Source organism: Natrinema salifodinae, from assembly GCF_900110455.1.
GTDB classification, from domain to species: Archaea; Halobacteriota; Halobacteria; order Halobacteriales; family Natrialbaceae; genus Natrinema; species Natrinema salifodinae.
This window is the reverse complement of the sequence record NZ_FOIS01000001.1, coordinates 976,893-993,476: the sequence shown is the minus strand read 5'-3', so window position 1 is coordinate 993,476 and position 16,584 is coordinate 976,893. Positions and strand designations below refer to the sequence as shown.

Sequence of the window (16,584 nt, the reverse complement as noted above, 5' to 3'; positions counted from 1 at the left end):
TGCGGTTATCACCGAATATCCACGTGTGGGTTGTCACCGAGTATATGATTTCGGCCGCGTACGGCCGTGAGAGACCGAATCGCCTTTCCCCTCTCAGCCGAATTACGTAGTGATGAGAGTTGCACAGCTCGGGTCGGGAACGCCGGAAATCGCAGTCGTCGCGGGCGTCCACGGGGACGAACCCTGCGGCGTCCGGGCCGTCGAGCGATTGCTCGACGACCGCCCGACCGTCGAACGGCCCGTCAAACTCATCGTCGCTAACGAAGATGCCTTGGAGCGACAAGTACGATTCATCGACGAGGATCTCAACCGCGCGTTCCCGGGCAGTCCGGACGCGAAGACCCACGAAGGCAGCCTCGCACACGAACTCGTCTCCGAACTCGAGGGCTGTCTGACCTTCTCGATGCACTCCACGCAGAGCCACGCCGACCCCTTCGCCATCGTCAACGGCGTCAGCGAGACGGCGACAGACGTCGTCCCGCAGCTACCCGTGACGGCGATGGTCGAAACGAGCAACTTCGCGGACGGACGGCTCTTCTCCACGATCGACACCATCGAAGTCGAGTGCGGTCTCCAGGGCTCCGAGACGGCCGCCGAGAACGCGGACCGGCTGACCCGCGCCTTCCTCACCGCGGTCGACGCCCTGCCGGGAGATACGGTCCGGCGCGACCTTCCTGTCTATCGGCTCACCGACGTCATCCGGAAGGACCAGGCGGACACCTACGAGGTCTTCGTCGAGAACTTCACGGCGGTCGAGGCGGGCGCGTCGTTCGCCGCGGCCGACGGCGACGAGCAGGTCGCCGACGAGTCGTTCTACCCGGTCCTCATGTCGCCCAACGGCTATCGGGACGTCTTCGGTTACGCGGCGGAGAAAGTCGACGTCATCGAGACGACCGCATCGGCGGACGCAACGTCGGACTAACCACTTCTACTCGCCGCTCGGCCGCGTTGTCGTCGTTCGGTGCTCGCCGCTCGGCAGTTCCGCCGCGAGAGTGGCCGTCGTGGGGTGCCGACGACGCAAGGCATATCCCCCTCACCGCCATACGAATGGATATGGAATTCCCACCGAACCAGGGTCTCGATCAGGAGGAGGTCAACGAGCAGGTCGCCGACGCCATCGAGAACAACGAGGTCGTCCTCTTCATGAAGGGGACGGAGCTGATGCCCCAGTGTGGCTACTCCCGTAAGGCGCTCGGTCTGATCGACCACCACCGCGACGAGTACGAGACCGTCGACGTCCTCGAGTCGCTCGACGAGTTCCGCCAGGCGCTGTCGGAACGCAGCGACTGGGAGACGATTCCGCAGACGTTCGTCGACGGCGAATTCGTCGGTGGCTCTGACATTCTCGAGGAGCTCGAGGAGCGCGACGAGCTCGCAGAGACGCTCAACACGGCCTAACCGGTCACGAAACCGAAGGTATCTTTCTCAGAGCTGATATCTCACGGATTTAATAGCAGGTCATATAAGTCACGCCCTCGTACTATCCACCCACGACTGTCGCCGTACCCACTTCCCACTATGTCAACAGAGGAATCCAGACACGTTTATCGGTTGCATTCCACCCTCGAACTGCCCCTCGAAGACCTCCGAGAACACATCGACGAGGCGACGTACCCCGACGGGATCGACGACGTCGAGATCACGCGACGTAACAACACGCTCATTCTCAAGGCCGTCGCCGAGGACCAATCGGTCAGCAAGTACACGCCGACGGCCCAGCTCAAGGCCAGCGTCACGGAAAACCGCGTCTACGAGGAGGACCCCGACGAGCGGCGACAATCCTTCCGCTGGGACGAAGAGGAAGAAGAGGAGATAGAATCGGAACTCGTCGAGTTCGCCGCCTTCAAGGGCGACAAGGAGACGGTCCTCCAGAACTCGCTGCTGCAGTACGAGATGTTCCTCGTGCTCTGTGAGATCGCCGAAGCCGCGGAGAAGGGGACGCTCACGGCGATCGCGGATCACGACGGCGAACTCGAGGCGACCCGTATCGTCGACGGCGAGCCCCGCCCAGCCGACATCGAAGTCGTGGAAGGCCCGCGCGATCACGGCTCGGGTCAGGGCGGCGTCAACTGGCGGGACAACAAGTTCATCTCGGACTAAGCGGACGACGCGGTTTCTACGCGGTCTCCTGTCCGTTCTAGGTAGTCGTCTACCGACGAGTGACAACGCGGCGACGACTCGGCGGTAGACGTTTGATACATAGCCACGTACCACGCCCATGGACCATCCGGGACCGTACGCGCTCCTCGGCCGCCTGGCCGTGGCGGCGTTCGTCATGATCGCGCCGACGCTTTGCTTTCTGGGCCTGGTCCGCGGACTCGAGCGGCTCCGGGACGACGATCTCATCGACGAGTGGGCGCGGACGCGGGGAGACGATCGGGCGGACGACGTCGCGGCCCGCGACGACGTCCTCGCCGTCTTGGCGAACGAACTGGGCGTCGAAGCCGAGGGAGCGTCGGTCGTTCGCTGTTCCGCCTGCGGAACGCTGAATCGGTCCGGAATGCGGTACTGTCACGGCTGTCAGCACCGGCTCCGGTCGTCGTGACGTCATGGATCCGCATCGACTACCCGGTCGCCTGGTGGCCAGGCGGCTTCGTTCGGATCGAATCGAAATAGTTGCCGAGTCCGCTGACGGGCCCGATCGCGCCCGCTGTCGCGGTCCGCGGACTGACTCCGAGTGCGTCGCCGCCGTCAACGGCGACCACGGCGGCGGCGATGGACCCCGGGATGCCGACAGAGCTTTCCGGCGACCCAAAGGATTTACACCTCCTAATTATATCTAATTACACGAGATGACCGAGAACTTCCCCGACTACGTCGACGTCGATTACAGTGACGGCGAGGGCGAAGATCCCGAGGACTACCCGCACATCCAGGACAAGATCGAGAAAGCGATCGAGGTCACCCGCGAGGGGCTCGAGGAGTACGAGAACCCCGCGGTCATGTGGACCGGCGGGAAGGACTCGACGCTTACCCTGTACTTCATCAAGGAGGTCGCCGACCGCTTCGACCTCGAGGTACCCCCCGCGGTCTTCATCGACCACTTCCAGCACTTCGACGAGATCCACGACTTCGTCGACCACTGGGCCGACGAGTGGGACCTCGAAGTCATCTACGCGCGCAACGAGGACGTCGGCGGCTATGCCGAGGAACACGACCTCGAACCGGGCGACGACATCGATATCTCGGAACTCTCCGAGCACAACCAGCACCACGTCCGCGAGATTCTCGAGTACGAGGAGGACACGTTCCCGTTCCTGCTCGACACCTACGTCGGTAACCACCTGCTGAAGACGGTCGCGCTCAACGACGCGCTCGAGGAGTACGACATCGACGGCGTCATCTCCGGCGTCCGCTGGGACGAGCAGGAGGCCCGCGCCGACGAGACGTTCTTCTCGCCGCGCCACGATCCCGACATCTACCCGCCCCACGACCGCATCCAGCCCATCCTGCAGTTCGACGAGGCCGCGGTCTGGGACGCCTTCTGGAACTTCGTCGTCCCGGACACCGTCGCCGAGTACCCGGACGACGGCTACGTCCCGCAGGCCGACGACGACCTCCCGGAGGGCGTCACGCAGGCGGACATCCCGATCTCGCCGAAGTACTTCGCCGGCTTCCGCTCGCTGGGCAGCGAAGTCAGCACCGAGAAGAGCGACGAGGACCCCGCCTGGCTCCAGGACCTCGAGGGGACGACCGAGCGCGCGGGCCGCGCCCAGGACAAGGAAGACCTGATGGAGCGCCTGCGCGACCTCGGCTACATGTAGGCCGGTCGCCGGCGACGGCACCGATCGCGTCGTTCGCTAGCCGTTTTCTCCGTTCGATCGCTCGCCGAGCGGCGGCGCTGATACGGACTGTTCAGTGCCGTTGTAGTATCCCGCTGAGAGCCGGTCGCAACCCGGCGTGCCGATGGACCGCGTCGTCTCTGTCTGTCGCTATCGGCCGGTCGCGCGGTACTCGCCGTATTTGACGCCGATACCGAGCATGAGCAGCCCGAAGACGATCATCGACGGTGCGACCATCATCAGGACGGTGTCCATCGTCATCATCGGCGCGGCGAGCAGGCCGCCGACGCCGATCGCGATCACCGCGATGAACGCGGCGGCGGTCGTGGGGAGGTCAAACTCCATGTGCGACCGTTAGCAGTCGGGTCCCTAATGATGACCGAAATCGGCAGTCCGCTCACCGGGAGCCGCCGGACCCGGGACTCGGTCGCCAGGTGAGGCTGCGACTGCGATTATAACCGAACTCGAAAAATGAGCGAGCGCGCGTTACTCCGACGGGCGAACCAGATTCGCCAGCGCGACGACGACGCCGAGGAACCAGCCAAGCGGGAACGAGATGCCGAGCCACATTCCGGCGTAGGCCGCGCCCTCAAGGCTGAAGTTCGTCCGAAGGTACTCGTTGACGCCGCCGACGAACAGGACGTTGTCGAGCACCCAGACCGCGAAGTCGTAGCTGGGATCGAGGACGTACGGGTGCAGCGACGGCGTCACGAGCGCTGCCACGACCGGCGGCAGGAACAGCGCCGTCATCGCGAACGGGTAGGCGAGGACGACCGTCAGGCTCCGGCCGCCGACCTTCGTGGACGTCGCGGCGAGCGCGGTCGAAATCGTCGCGACGCCGCTCGCTGCCGCGACCGCGAGGACCGCGTCGAGGGGGATGTCGACCTGCTCCATGTACGACATCGCCCCCCAGGCGATCGTCAGTAACCCCCAGACGAGCAGCGCGAGGCCCGTGACACCGACGATCCCGAGGCGGGTTCGCGTCGAATCGAGTTTCACCGCGTAGTAGCGGGTTGCGAGGCCGAGAACGGTCAGCGGATAGAGGATGAGCAAGCCGAGAATCCCGAGGGTGCTCCAGCCGTAGTAGCCGATCTTCTGCGGGAGCGTCTCGGGCTTCCACTTGCCCATGACGGAGTGGCCGCGGCCACGCTGCCTGGGGAAGACCAGTTCCATCCAGGCCCCGTGTAACCGCTCGACGTCGGCTCTGATCGCGCCGACGAGCCCACCACCGCCACCGCGTCGTGAGCGGGTAGCCATACGCGAGCCAAAAAGCCGGTGTACCGTAAACTTTCCTGCTTATTCCGCTCGGGAGACAGGTCGGGTCACCGCTTACACACGTGAAAAGAATCCCGGCTCAGCGGGCCGACGGCCGGATTCGCTTCGGTTTCCGATCGGTTCGGGTGGTGACTGGTTCGATCGATTAGTTCCAGGGCGCGAACCCGGGATCGACTTCGCGGCTGGTCTCGTCGATCGAATCGATCGCGTCGACGTCCTCCTGATCGAGCTCGACGGTCAGCGACTCCCAGTTGTCGCCGATATGGTCTTCGCCGGTTGCCTTCGGGATCGCGGTGACACCCTTCTCCCGCGCCCAGGCCAGGCTGACCTGCGCTTCGCTGACGCCGTGTTTCTCGGCGACCTCCTGAATCTCGGGCTGGTCGAAGACCTGACCCCGGGCCAGCGGGGAGTAGCCGACGACTTCGATGTCGTAGTCGGCACAGGCCTCGCGGATCTCCGCCTGGGGCAACAGCGGGTGGAGTTCGACCTGGTTCGCGAAGATGGGGGCGTCGCAGGCGTCGACGGCCGCCGCGAGCTGTTCGGGGAGGAAGTTGCTCACGCCGACGTGTTCGATCAGACCCTCGTCGTAGAGTTCCGAGAAGGCCGATAGCGTCTCCTCGGCGTCGTACTCCCGGGACGGCCAGTGGACGTACAGCAGGTCGACGTAGTCGACGCCCAGCCGGTCGAGGCTGTTCCGGGTCGTCTCGAGGACGTCGTCGTGCGAGAGGTTATCGATCCAGACCTTGGTCGCGAGGAAGACGTCCTCGCGGTCGACGTCCGCCGCGGCGATGCCCTCGCCGACGGCCTCCTCGTTCCCGTAGGCCTGGGCGGTGTCGATGTGGCGGTAGCCCATCTCGAGGGCCGTTCGGACGCTTTCGGCACACTCCTCCGGGTCCTCGTTTTGCCAGGTGCCGAGTCCGAGCATCGGCATACCCTGTGTCGACGGACACGTCTCCGGGTCGGTTTCTTCCATCATGGGCGAACGGAGGGGCACGACGAGAAAAGGGGTTGCGTTTGCAGTAGCGCATTCCGGAAAGAGAGTGAGAGAATCGATGGCGTGGGGGCCTCTCAACGCCGATGAACCCGATCGGTGCGTCCGCGTCGGAGACGGGATGATTCAGTACGGAGCGACTCGACGCTCGCCGTCTTGTTTCCGACCTATGATAAAACATTTTAGGTAATAGCTGGAAGAAAGGCCGTGGATCGAGACACCGGTCGGGTCGCCCTCATTGCCCTCCTGTGCTGTCTCGCCGTCGTGCTCGCAGCGGCGACGTTACCGTCGATGATCGAAAGCGACGGTACCGGCATCGGCGACGGCGGGGACGGCAGCGGCGGCGGGACCGGCGGAACCGGTGGGACCGGCGACGGCGGGATCGGATCGGACGGATCAGCCGGGGGTGACTCCGAACCCTGGTTGGATGTCGGGTCCGCCGTTCCGGAGCTGTGCATCGGGTTCCTCGACTCGGACGGAGCGCTGCTCGGACTCGTCCTCGGGACGGTCGGGCTTGCGGCGCTGACGACGCGGTCGTACGACCGCTCGGTGACGATCGCGCTCGTGATCGCGTTGCTCCCGCTCGTCGTGCTCGGCGTTCTCCTCCTCACCAGCGGGTGCGGAACGGCGGTGGCCGAGCCGCCGGCCCCCGAATCCGAGATGACTCCCCTCGAGGAGAACGGAACCGCCGATTCGCCCGGCGGCGACGGCGGCGGGGCCCTTCCCGGCCCGACGCTGCCATCGCTCCTCGTCGTGGCCGTCCTGCTGGTGACGATCGGCGCGGCGATCGCGGCGCTGTTCTACACCGGCGACGGTGATCGCCGGCAGTCGACGGCGTCGCCCGCTGACGCGACCGACGACGCCCAGCGAAGCGCTTTCGGGCGCGCGGCCGGCCAGGCCGCCGACCGCATCGAGTCGGGCAACGATTTCGAGAACGATGTCTACCGGGCCTGGCGAGAGCTGACCGAGCCGCTCGACGTCGAGCGGCCCGCCGCGAGCACGCCAGGCGAGTTCGCGGCCGCGGCGCGGGACGCGGGGGTGGATCCCGCCGACGTCGACGCGTTGCGGACGCTGTTCGAGGACGTTCGCTACGGCGATCGGCCCGTGACGGCCGACCGTGAGCGCCGCGCGGTCGAACTCCTGCGGCGGATCGAGGACGCCGACGGTGAGAACGGGGAGACGAGACGATGATCGAGTATCCGCATCCATGAACAAGTACGCGCTCGGCGGCGGCGGACTGGTCCTGATCGGCCTGGCGGTCGCGGCGGTGCCGAGCCTGGCCGCCGCCCTCGGCGTCCGAACGTCGTTCGTGTACGCGGTCGGCGTGATCGCGCTCGTGCAGGGGCTGCGAGCGGTCCTCGCTCGCCGGCGGACCGCCGTCACGCAGACCGATCCGCCGACGCCGGAACGCCCGCGGGAGTGTCCGATCCCCGGCGACCAGTTCGACGAGGGGATCGAATCGGGGCGCGTGAACTACGGTCAGGTCGGCAGGCGACTCCACGAGCGGCTCGAGCGGGCGGCGGTCGACGCGTTGGTACACGGAGAGGGCCTGACCGAGGACGAGGCCCGAGCGGCGCTCGAGAACGGGACCTGGACCGACGATCCGTGGGCGGCGGCGCAGTTCGCGAACGGCGTGCCCGACTGGGCCCCGTGGCACGTCCGTCTTCGGGCGGTGGCGCGCCGGAACCGCACTCGTCGAATGACTCGCGCCGCGGCCGAAATCGCGCGCATAGCGGGGGTGACCGACGACGCGTGACGACGAACACGACCACCGACGTCCGAACGACGATCGGCGAGTCGCAGCCCGACGGCGACTCCGACACGGCAGAATCCGCGGATTCGACCGTCGTCGACTCGGCCACGCGGCCGACGAACCGCTGGACCGGCGTCACCGCCGTCGCCTTGCTGTTCGGCGCCGTCGGCATCCTCGTCACGGCGCCCGCGCTGTTGCTGGCGTCGGTCGTGGGGATCGCGTACGCGGCCTACGCCCGGATCGGCCGGGCGCCGGACCCGGTGCTGTCGATCGCCCGCGAACTCGAGGCCGACGATCCCGAGCCCGGCGAACAGATCCGCGCGACGGTGCGGATCCGCAACGAGGGCGACGAGCTCCTCCCGGACCTCCGGCTCGTCGACGGCGTTCCGGCGGAGCTCGTCGTCACCGAGAACGTTCCGCGACACGGAACCGCGCTCCGACCGGGCGAGACGGAGACGTTCTCCTATACGGTAACCGCTCGTCGGGGACGTCATGAGTTCGAGCCCGCGATCGTCGTCGCGCGGGGCTTTACCGGCGCGGTCGAGCGAGTCCAGCGGGTCCGCGTCGACACCGAATTCCGCTGTTCGCCCGCGGCGACCGCGGTCGACGTCCCGTTGCGCTCGCTGACGGTGCCGCTGACCGGTCGCGTCGAGACGGCCGTCGGCGGCGAGGGTCTCGAGTTCTACGCGACCAGGGAGTACCGCCGCGGCGATCCCCTCTCGCGGATCGATTGGAATCGTTGGGTCCGCGGCGACGACCTGACGACGGTAACCTTTCGCGAGGAGCGGTCGGCGACGGTGATGCTCGTCGTCGATACGCGCGCGGCGGCGTACCGTCGCCCCGACGAGACGGCCCGCCACGCAGTCGATCGGAGCGTCGAGGCCGCGACCGCCGCGCTCGACGCGCTCGTCGAGGGCGGGAACAGCGTTGGTATCGCCAGTTTCGGACCGCGCCGATGTTGGCTCCCGCCAGGCTCGGGACCCGACCACCGGGCCACGGCCCGTCGACGTCTCACGATCGATCCGGCGTTCGCACCGACGCCGCCGGAGTCGTCGATGTCGCTGCTTCGCGTTCACATCCGTCGGTTCCGGTCGCGGTTGCCGCCCGACTCGCAGGTGCTCCTGTTCGCGCCGCTCTGTGACGACGACATCGTCCGCGTCGCACGACTGCTCCAGGCCGACGGCCACCCCGTGACGGTCGTCAGCCCCGATCCGACGGGGCGGGACACGCCAGGCGGGCGACTCGCAGCGGCCGAGCGATCGGTCCGCGTCTCGACGCTCAGAGAAGCGGGCGTCAGGGTCGTCGATTGGCCGCCTGGCGAGTCGCTGGCGGCGACGACCGCGGCGAGCCAACGGCGGTGGTCGCCGTGACCGGCGACGACAGCGACGCCGACCCGGTCGATCCCGCCCACCGGCCCGCGGTCGTGACCGGCGGCCTCTCGATCGTCGCCCTGCTGCTCGCGGTGTTCGCGAGCGTCTTCTACTCCCCATACGTGCTCGCCGGCGGCGTCGTCGGCCTGATGGTCGTCGGCGCCGGGCTGCAGAGGGGATCGCGGCGGGCCGTCACGCTCGGGGCTGCGGCCGTGCTGACAGGGCTGCTCGCGGGCGGTATCGACGGGGTTCCACCGGTGCCGATGCTCGCGAGCGTCACCGCGACCGTGCTGGCCTGGGACGCCGGCCACCACGCGATCGGGATCGGCGACCAGCTCGGCCGGGAGGCGACGACGATCCGCGCGGAGTTCCCCCACGTCGGCGGAACGGTCCTCGTCGGCCTGGTCGCCGGCGCCGGGAGCTATGCGGTCTTCCGCGTCGGACCGAGCGGACAGCCGGCCGCGGCCGTGATCGCCATGCTGTTCGGGGCGGTGCTCCTGCTGGCGACCCTGCAGCGGTAGCCGATCGCCGTCGCCGTCCGTCTTCGTGCATCCCGCCCGAGTGCTCGATACCGCCCGAGTACTCGTTACTCGAGCGTCGGGACGGGGACGGTGTCGAGCACCTCGTCGACGATCGCCGCCTTCGAGGCGCCGTCGACCGAGGCGTCGGGGGTGAGCACGAGCCGATGGGCGAGCACGGGGCGAGCCACGCGCTTGACGTCGTCGGGAGTCACGTAGTCGCGGCCGGCGACGACGGCGCGGGCCCGGGTCGCCTCGAGCAACCGCTGGGTTCCCCGCGGCGAGACGCCCACGTCGACCTGGCGGCGGGTTCGCGTCCCCCGAGCGATCGCGGCGACGTAGGCTACGAGGTCGTCGTCGACACGGACCGACTCGGGGACCGCCCGGAGTGCCCGGACGCGCTCGTCGTCCAACGCCGGGTCGATGCTCGGGCTCCGATCGGTGCGGCCGAGTCGCCGTTGCAACAGCTCCCGCTCGCCGTCCTCGTCGGGGTAGCCGATCGAGCTCTTCACCAGAAAGCGGTCGACCTGAGCCTCCGGCAGCGGGAAGGTACCGGCCTGCTCGACGGGATTCTGCGTCGCGATCACGAAAAACGGCTGTGGCAACTGGTGCGTCTCGCCGTCGACGGTGACCTGCCGCTCCTCCATGGCCTCGAGCAAGGCGGCCTGGGTCTTCGGCGGCGCGCGGTTGATCTCGTCGGCCAGCACGACGTTCGCGAAGATCGGCCCCGGGGTGAACTCGACGGTCCCTTCGGACTCGTCGAACACGTGGGTCCCGGTCACGTCGGCCGGCAACAGGTCGAGCGTGAACTGGATCCGGGAGAACGACAGCCCCAGCGCCGTCGCCAGGCTGTTCGCGGTCAGGGTCTTGCCGGTGCCGGGGACGTCCTCCAGGAGGACGTGGCCGCGCGCGAGGACGCCGAGCAGGACGGTCTCGAGGAACTCGCGGTCCGCGATGACGGCCTGGCCGACGGCATCGAGGACGGCGTCGCACTCCGCACGCGCGTCGGTGATATCCATATCGAACGAGTTGCAGCGATTACATATAAACGGCCGTGGTCGAGCGAGCCGCGGGAGCGAGCTCGCGACCGGCCCCGGCCCCACATCACCGCGACCGAAGTCCGAGGCGACCACCGCGGCGGATGGTGGGAGCCGTCACTGATACATCCGCAGCGGTTGAGCCTGCGAGCTCTCCTCCTGTCCGACCGCCTGCATCTGTTGGGCGAGTTGCTCCCGCTTCGAGCGGATCTCCTCGGCGCGGTCTAACAGATCTTCGACGTCGACCGAGAGGTCCGCGACCGGCGCGATTCCGTCGTCGAGCAGGACGCTCGCGGCCTCGGGGTCGGGGAACTGCGGGTTGCACTCGACGACGAAGCTGAGGCTGCCGTAGTTCTCGAGGGCGGCCCGATTGAGGAGCGCACCCGTGGGGCCGGTGACGACGCCGTCCTCCGGGGGGATCGGGATGTCGGTTGCCTCGAGCCGCTCGGCAGCGTTCCCGGTCGTGATCCCGTAGAGGTCCGGCCGGTCCTCGGTCTCTCGTTCGGCGGGGAGTCCGCTGAGGTACAGCGGCGTGACGTCGTGGCTGACGATCCAGCCGGTCAGGCAGTCGGCGACGCTGTCGACGGCTTCGGAGCGGATCGGCGCGTCGCTCTGCAGCGCGAGGAGGTCGTGCTCCTCGCTGACGTAGAGCCGAACGGGCGGCCTGGCCGTCCGGTCGCCGCCGCGGTAGACGCCGATCTGGGGCAGCCCCTCGCAGTCGACGCTCGCGTAGTGGCGCATGTCGAGTCGGTCGATGAGGTGGTCGGTCGCGATCTTGCCGACGAGTCCGACGCCGGGGAATCCCTCGACGAGCGTCGGGTTCTCGAGGTCCGCTTCCGGTTCGTGCACGCGTACGCCTCCCATGTCCCGACCGATGCCGGTCAGCGGCATAAAATCGAGGGCGGCGAGTACGCGGTCGCGGCGTCGCGCTTCGGGACTCCGTCGCCGCGTCGCCCGCCCGCTTCGAAACCCACAAACGCCGGGCCCCCGAATCCGCGGCCGATGGAGCCACTCGAGCGGTATCGACCGATCATCGACGACTTCGACGCCTTCCGCGCGGCCTGCGAGCGCCCGCTTGGCACCGCCGTCCGCGTGAACACGATCAAGGCCTCGGTCGAGCGAGCGACCGCGGCCCTCGAACGCGAGGGCGTCGGCTTCGACCGGGTCGGCTGGAACCCCCGCGTGCTGCGTTTAGCGACCGACTCACCCGGTTCGACCTGGTCCTCGTTCCACGGATTCACCCACGGCCAGGAGGAGGTCTCGGCGGTGCCGCCGGTCGTCCTCGATCCCGAGCCAGGCGAGCGGGTCTGGGACTGCTGTGCGGCCCCCGGCGGGAAGGCGACCCAGATCGCGGCGCTGATGGACGACCGCGGGACGGTCGTCGCGAACGACAACAACCTCGGGCGGATCTCGGCGCTGCGCTTCAACGCCGAACGGCTGGGCGCGACCAGCCTGGCCGTCACCAACGAGGACGCCCGGAACTACTCGCTGTCGCGGTTCGACTTCGACGAGTTCGACCGGGCGCTGGTCGACGCGCCCTGTTCCTGCGAGGGGACGATCCGGAAGAACCCCGACGCACTGGACAACTGGTCGGAGGATCACATCGCCTCCGTCGCGGGGATTCAGAAGGGGATCCTTCGGCGGGCGATCCAGGCGACCCGCGAGGGCGGCACGGTCGTCTACTCGACGTGCACCTTCGCGCCCGAGGAGAACGAGGCCGTCGTCCAGCACGCGCTGGACGAGGAGGACTGCCGCGTCGTCGACTTCGATCTCGATCTCGACTACGCACCCGGACTCACGGCGTGGGACGACGAGGCGTTCGATTCGAGCCTCGAGCAGGCGGCCCGGATCTACCCGCACCAGAACGACACCGGCGGCTTCTTCGTCGCGAAACTGGAGGTGACCGCGTGATGAGCGAGACGAACGACGGCCAGCGGTTCGATCGGCTCCCCGCCACCGAGGCAGAGCGGTCCGTCGAGGGCAGGGCTACCCGCGAGGCGGTCGTCGACTTCTTTGCGGACCGCTTTGGCATTCCGCCCGAGACCTTCGACGGCTACACGTTCTGGGAGAAGGGCGCCGGCAAGATCTGGATTTACGGCGGCCAGGCTCCCTCGCCGGTCGAGATAGAGGCGATCGGCATGACCTGCCTGCGCACTCGTCAGGAACACTGGAAGCCGACGACGGACTTCGTCCAGCGCTTCGGGCGGGTCGCGACCGATTGCGTGATCGACCTCGACCGCGACCAGGCCCGCCGGTTCGCGGCCGGCGAAGATCAGGAACTCGAGTGGGACGGCGACTGGGGATACCTGATCGCCGCTCACGAGGTCGCGGGTGAGGAAGAACCGCTCGGCGTCGGGTTGTACGTCCACGGCGAGTTGCGCTCGATGGTGCCGAAGGGGAGACAGCGAGACCTCGAGTCCTGATCTCGGAAGGGGTCGCAGCGGTGTCCCGTCGCGGCGACCCGGCGCAATTCAACCGTGAACGGACCTCGGGTCGCGCTTACGACGGGACCGGCGGTAACGTCGCCTCGTCGATCCAGAACGCCTCGACGGCCCGCCCGAGATCGGCGAACTCTTCGGGATCGCTCGGCTTGGTGAGGTAGGCGTTCGCACACAGTTCGTAACTCCGGACGATGTCTTCGGTCGCTTCCGAACTCGTCAGTACGAGCACCGGGAGCGACGTCAGTTTCTGATCCGACTTGAGTTCCTTCAGGACGTCGAATCCGCTCGTCCGGGGAAGGTTCAGGTCCAGAAGCATCAGGTCCAGATCGGGACCGGCGTCGTCGGTGAGCCGGTCCTGCAGAAATTCGAGCGCGGCGTCACCGTCCGTCACGGTGTGAAACGTCGTCTCGAACTCCGCTTCTCTGAACGCCTCCTGGATCAGCCGAACGTCGCCGGGATTGTCTTCGACGAGTAAGATAGAGACTGGGTCGGGAGAGGACTGTTGGGACACGAATGGGTTCATAGTATGACTGACGCTTTACGGGCTTAAGGCTAATCACAAAGTGTGTTGGGTGATTTTGACTGATCCTGACAGGTAACACCAGAATCACTCGATTATGACAACTATCACCGACGCGATTCCGCCCGGTGGACCGCTCGTTACCGTCCGTTACCGATCGACGACCGTTCCGCCGGCCAGGCCCTCCCACTCCACGGCATAACCGAGCCGCGAGAGGACCGCGCTCGCGTCGGCGATCCCGTACTCGTCGAGGATCGTTTCGGCGTCCGCGAGCGTCATTCCGGGCTCGATCTCGTCGGCGAGCGACTCGGCGACGGCGGGCCGGAGCAGCGTCCGGCCGACCCGCTCGTGCTCGGGAAACGAGACGTCCGCGAGGGCGTCCGCGCTCACGCCGCGGCGGTCGGCCAGCGCGTCCACCGTGATCGCGTCCTCGTCGGGCCGCAGTTCGTCGGGGAGTTCGGCCGCGCTCTCGGCGACCAACTGGCGTTCGTACTCTCGGAGGACGTCGGCGACGTCTTTGACCCGCACCGTCCCCGAGTACGGGATCGCCCGGTGGTCGCGGGCGGTGATCTCCTCGCCGACGCCGAGCGATTCGTCGACGGCGACCAGCATGTCGACGTCTTCGAGTTCGGCGAGTTGCGAGAGCTTCTTCTCGACGTACTCGGGCGTCCAAAAGCCCATGATCTCGAAGTAGACGCGGAAATCCGAATGCTCGTACTCGAACGCGAAGTCCGGAATCATCACCCGCGTTCCCGTCGCGAGCGGCGCCGGTTCGCGCACGAGGTCCCAGTCGAGGCCCAGGTTCGAGAAGCGGGCGGCGAAGTCCGCTTCGACGCCGCTATCGAACGAAACGTCCGCCACCGGCTCGGCGTCGGGTACCCGGACGGGATCCTCGTGGGAGAGTTCGAGCGTCCGCTCGGTGCCGCGGTCGTCGATCGTCGCCGCCAGGCGCCACTGCCGTGCGCTCGCGACCGTCCGCAGGAGCCGCGCGAAGCGCGTCCCGTACCGCCTGGTCGCCCGAAAGAGGCGCGTCGGACCGGTGACGACGACCTCGCGCTCGGAGAGTCCCTCATCTCCGGCGTCGAGCGTGTGGATCTCGTACATCAGCCGCAGGCGTTTGATCGCCGAGATCAGCGCCTTCGGATCGCTCGTGCGGACCCGCACGTCGGTCGCGTCGAAGAGGGCCGTCTGCGCCAGCGAGAGGTTGTACTGGGCGACCAGGCCGTCCGGATCCCAGCGGGGGTCGACCGCGGTCAGGACCTGCCGCTCCTCGAGGTCGGCGTAGAGCGCGGATTCGAGGGCGTCCGCGGAGACGTCGAACGACTCGCTCGCCCGGTGCAGCGCCGTCGCGCGCTCGTCCTCGGTAACGACGCCGACCGCTTCGGCGGCTTCGAAGGCGGCTTTGCGCGCGTGTTCGGGTTCGATTTCCGCGTCGGTCTCGACGGTCGCCTCCCGGTCGACCAGCGCCGCCAGGCCGCGGACGAGTTTGAAGTCCTCGGCCTCGCGTTCAAGGTCGGTCAGCGCGTCCTCGAGGTCGCCGCGGGGCTCGCCGACGTGGCCCTGGTAGGTGCCGATGACGCGGGCCGCGAGCGGGCGGTGTTCGCGGCCGGCGAACTGCGGGTAGTACCCGCCGCCGGCCCGCGACACGCGGAGCAGGTCCTTCGTCAGCATCGCTCTCTATCCCGTGTCGGTGCGGCGCGGTCAAAAGTCGCCCGGACGGCGGGGCGGCCGGACGGGGACGGCGTCGCCAGGCGCGAGACGCCTGGTGGGCACGGCTCCCGATTCAGGCAGCGAGATTACGGCTGTTCGCCCCGAACGTTCCGTATGGCGGATTCGGACCTTCGGATCGAGTACGAGACCCACGACGGCGTCCGGGAACTGCTCGACTGTCTCGTCTACTCGCTCGAGGGGATCAGCCTCGATTTCGACCGGTGGAACGAACGGTACGTAAAAGGCCCCGGGATGTACATCGCCGTCGTCACCGGCCCCTCGGTCGCGGCCTTCGCGGATCCGATGGGTGACAACACGTGGCCGACGGACCGCTGTCGCGACGTCTGCCTGGATCTCGACGTCTTCTTCGAGACGGCACGCGAGGTGGCGATGACTCGGGACGGCGCGGTCGTCATCAGCGTCGACGGCGTGATTCAAGAGCAGTTGGTCCGATTTCGAGACCTCGCTCCCGACGATCGCGCGGACGTCGATTCGGCGGCGGCCGAGTACGAGGACTGGATGGGGTCGCGCCACATGAGCGCGCTCGATACGTCTCGGCGGCCGAACGTGATCGCGACGGTCACGCTTAGCGAGGAGACCGGCCGCGTGTCCGTCTTCCAGCGGGGCGACTTTCGGACGGACGTGCGACCGGAACTGGGCGGCGAGTGGAACGTGGACGGCTACCGCCGCCGGTGACGCTGCTTCGCCGCCCTGCGCGTCCGGGGGAGGTGCGCTCGCAATGCTCGAACTGTACCAGGCGGAAGGCTGTCCGTACTCCGCGTCGGTCCGCGAGAAACTCACCGACCTCGGCGTCTCATACGTGATTCACAATCCGCGCCTGGCGAGCGGCGAGGTCCGAAACGAACGGACTCACGGCGAATTGACGGACCTGGGCGGGCAGGACCAGATTCCGCATTTCGTCGACACCAACCGGCAGGAGACGCTCTACGAGAGCGACGACATCGTCGAGTACGTGGTGAAACACTACGGGTAGCGGCGCAGGGAGAGTATCGAGTACCTGATCTGTCTATTCTTCGCACAGGTCCGATCTAATTCCCCGCACGTGCAGCGGCTTCATTTATGGATCCGATCGTGGAGGTTGGAATGCATGGGATGGGTGTTCTCCCGTCCCGTCGTCCACCCGGTCGATCGCCCGGCCGAATTCTGCGAGCGAGTCCTGCTCGGGC

20 protein-coding genes are annotated in these 16,584 nt (G+C 67.5%); 13 read left to right on the top strand and 7 right to left on the bottom strand.

Annotation, left to right across the window (positions count from 1 at the left end; all coding sequences use genetic code 11):
- The first annotated feature begins 112 nt into the window (after window positions 1–112).
- The 5 genes from BMY29_RS04625 (at window position 113) to BMY29_RS04605 (ending at window position 3,764) form a co-directional block, all read left to right on the top strand.
- A complete protein-coding gene (locus BMY29_RS04625) occupies window positions 113–922 on the top strand; it encodes a M14 family metallopeptidase (RefSeq protein WP_049990866.1) in 810 nt (269 codons plus the stop codon).
- 131 nt (window positions 923–1,053) lie between these two features.
- Window positions 1,054–1,398 (top strand): glutaredoxin family protein, encoded by a 345-nt coding sequence (locus tag BMY29_RS04620; RefSeq protein WP_049990867.1) that lies wholly within the window; start codon window positions 1,054–1,056, stop codon window positions 1,396–1,398.
- Window positions 1,399–1,518: 120 nt separating this feature from the next.
- Window positions 1,519–2,100: a DUF7110 family protein gene (locus tag BMY29_RS04615; protein WP_049990868.1), complete on the top strand. Its 582-nt coding sequence runs from the start codon at window positions 1,519–1,521 to the stop codon at window positions 2,098–2,100.
- Window positions 2,101–2,218: 118 nt separating this feature from the next.
- Window positions 2,219–2,545 carry a DUF7577 domain-containing protein gene (locus tag BMY29_RS04610; RefSeq protein ID WP_049990869.1) on the top strand — a complete coding sequence of 109 codons (327 nt, stop codon included), beginning with the start codon at window positions 2,219–2,221 and terminating at the stop codon, window positions 2,543–2,545.
- A gap of 247 nt (window positions 2,546–2,792) precedes the next feature.
- Entirely contained in the window at window positions 2,793–3,764 is a 972-nt protein-coding gene (locus BMY29_RS04605; protein WP_049990870.1) for a phosphoadenosine phosphosulfate reductase family protein, read from the top strand.
- A gap of 168 nt (window positions 3,765–3,932) precedes the next feature.
- On the opposite strand, the gene BMY29_RS04600 is transcribed toward BMY29_RS04605, so the two are convergent.
- The 3 genes from BMY29_RS04600 to BMY29_RS04590 all read right to left on the bottom strand — a co-directional run bounded on the left by BMY29_RS04600 (window position 3,933) and on the right by BMY29_RS04590 (window position 6,033).
- The gene (locus tag BMY29_RS04600; RefSeq protein WP_049990871.1) at window positions 3,933–4,127 is read right to left on the bottom strand and encodes a DUF7333 family protein; all 195 of its coding nucleotides are present in this window, start codon (window positions 4,125–4,127) and stop codon (window positions 3,933–3,935) included.
- Window positions 4,128–4,268: 141 nt separating this feature from the next.
- A complete protein-coding gene (locus tag BMY29_RS04595) occupies window positions 4,269–5,039 on the bottom strand; it encodes a hypothetical protein (protein ID WP_049990872.1) in 771 nt (256 codons plus the stop codon).
- Between the two features lie 163 nt (window positions 5,040–5,202).
- Complete coding sequence (locus tag BMY29_RS04590) at window positions 5,203–6,033, bottom strand: aldo/keto reductase (RefSeq protein WP_049990873.1); 831 nt, start codon at window positions 6,031–6,033, stop codon at window positions 5,203–5,205.
- Between the two features lie 222 nt (window positions 6,034–6,255).
- On the opposite strand from BMY29_RS04590, the gene BMY29_RS04585 reads away from it, so the two are divergent.
- From BMY29_RS04585 to BMY29_RS04570, 4 genes are read left to right on the top strand one after another with little or no spacing between them, the layout of a single operon-like run.
- Window positions 6,256–7,239 (top strand): DUF4129 domain-containing protein, encoded by a 984-nt coding sequence (locus tag BMY29_RS04585; RefSeq protein ID WP_049990874.1) that lies wholly within the window; start codon window positions 6,256–6,258, stop codon window positions 7,237–7,239.
- Window positions 7,240–7,255: 16 nt separating this feature from the next.
- On the top strand, window positions 7,256–7,804 hold the full coding sequence (locus BMY29_RS21385; protein WP_049990875.1) for a DUF7269 family protein: 549 nt from the start codon (window positions 7,256–7,258) through the stop codon (window positions 7,802–7,804).
- Window positions 7,801–9,171, top strand: a complete 1,371-nt coding sequence (locus BMY29_RS04575) for a DUF58 domain-containing protein (protein WP_241471302.1) — start codon at window positions 7,801–7,803, stop codon at window positions 9,169–9,171. Before BMY29_RS21385 ends, BMY29_RS04575 begins: the two co-directional genes overlap by 4 nt.
- Window positions 9,168–9,692 carry a DUF7519 family protein gene (locus tag BMY29_RS04570; protein ID WP_049990907.1) on the top strand — a complete coding sequence of 175 codons (525 nt, stop codon included), beginning with the start codon at window positions 9,168–9,170 and terminating at the stop codon, window positions 9,690–9,692. Before BMY29_RS04575 ends, BMY29_RS04570 begins: the two co-directional genes overlap by 4 nt.
- Window positions 9,693–9,757: 65 nt before the next feature.
- Here the strand turns inward: BMY29_RS04570 and BMY29_RS04565 are convergent, their stop codons facing one another.
- Window positions 9,758–10,708, bottom strand: a complete 951-nt coding sequence (locus tag BMY29_RS04565) for an AAA family ATPase (RefSeq protein ID WP_049990876.1) — start codon at window positions 10,706–10,708, stop codon at window positions 9,758–9,760.
- A 135-nt stretch (window positions 10,709–10,843) separates the two neighbouring features.
- Entirely contained in the window at window positions 10,844–11,590 is a 747-nt protein-coding gene (locus BMY29_RS04560; RefSeq protein ID WP_049990908.1) for a proteasome assembly chaperone family protein, read from the bottom strand.
- 138 nt (window positions 11,591–11,728) lie between these two features.
- Between BMY29_RS04560 and BMY29_RS04555 the strand changes: the two genes are divergently transcribed.
- Together BMY29_RS04555 and BMY29_RS04550 are read left to right on the top strand one after the other, a co-directional pair.
- Complete coding sequence (locus tag BMY29_RS04555) at window positions 11,729–12,637, top strand: RsmB/NOP family class I SAM-dependent RNA methyltransferase (RefSeq protein ID WP_049990877.1); 909 nt, start codon at window positions 11,729–11,731, stop codon at window positions 12,635–12,637.
- Window positions 12,637–13,149, top strand: a complete 513-nt coding sequence (locus BMY29_RS04550; protein WP_049990878.1) for a DUF7122 family protein — start codon at window positions 12,637–12,639, stop codon at window positions 13,147–13,149. Before BMY29_RS04555 ends, BMY29_RS04550 begins: the two co-directional genes overlap by 1 nt.
- Window positions 13,150–13,225: 76 nt before the next feature.
- Here BMY29_RS04550 and BMY29_RS04545 read toward each other — a convergent pair whose 3' ends face one another.
- Complete coding sequence (locus BMY29_RS04545) at window positions 13,226–13,690, bottom strand: response regulator (protein WP_049990879.1); 465 nt, start codon at window positions 13,688–13,690, stop codon at window positions 13,226–13,228.
- Window positions 13,691–13,837: 147 nt separating this feature from the next.
- On the bottom strand, window positions 13,838–15,358 hold the full coding sequence (locus tag BMY29_RS04540) for a DUF790 family protein (RefSeq protein WP_049990880.1): 1,521 nt from the start codon (window positions 15,356–15,358) through the stop codon (window positions 13,838–13,840).
- Window positions 15,359–15,511: 153 nt separating this feature from the next.
- On the opposite strand from BMY29_RS04540, the gene BMY29_RS04535 reads away from it, so the two are divergent.
- Both BMY29_RS04535 and BMY29_RS04530 read left to right on the top strand, forming a co-directional pair.
- The gene (locus tag BMY29_RS04535; RefSeq protein ID WP_049990881.1) at window positions 15,512–16,093 is read left to right on the top strand and encodes a DNA integrity scanning protein DisA nucleotide-binding domain protein; all 582 of its coding nucleotides are present in this window, start codon (window positions 15,512–15,514) and stop codon (window positions 16,091–16,093) included.
- A 43-nt stretch (window positions 16,094–16,136) separates the two neighbouring features.
- Window positions 16,137–16,391: a glutathione S-transferase N-terminal domain-containing protein gene (locus BMY29_RS04530; protein WP_049990882.1), complete on the top strand. Its 255-nt coding sequence runs from the start codon at window positions 16,137–16,139 to the stop codon at window positions 16,389–16,391.
- Window positions 16,392–16,584 lie beyond the last annotated feature (193 nt).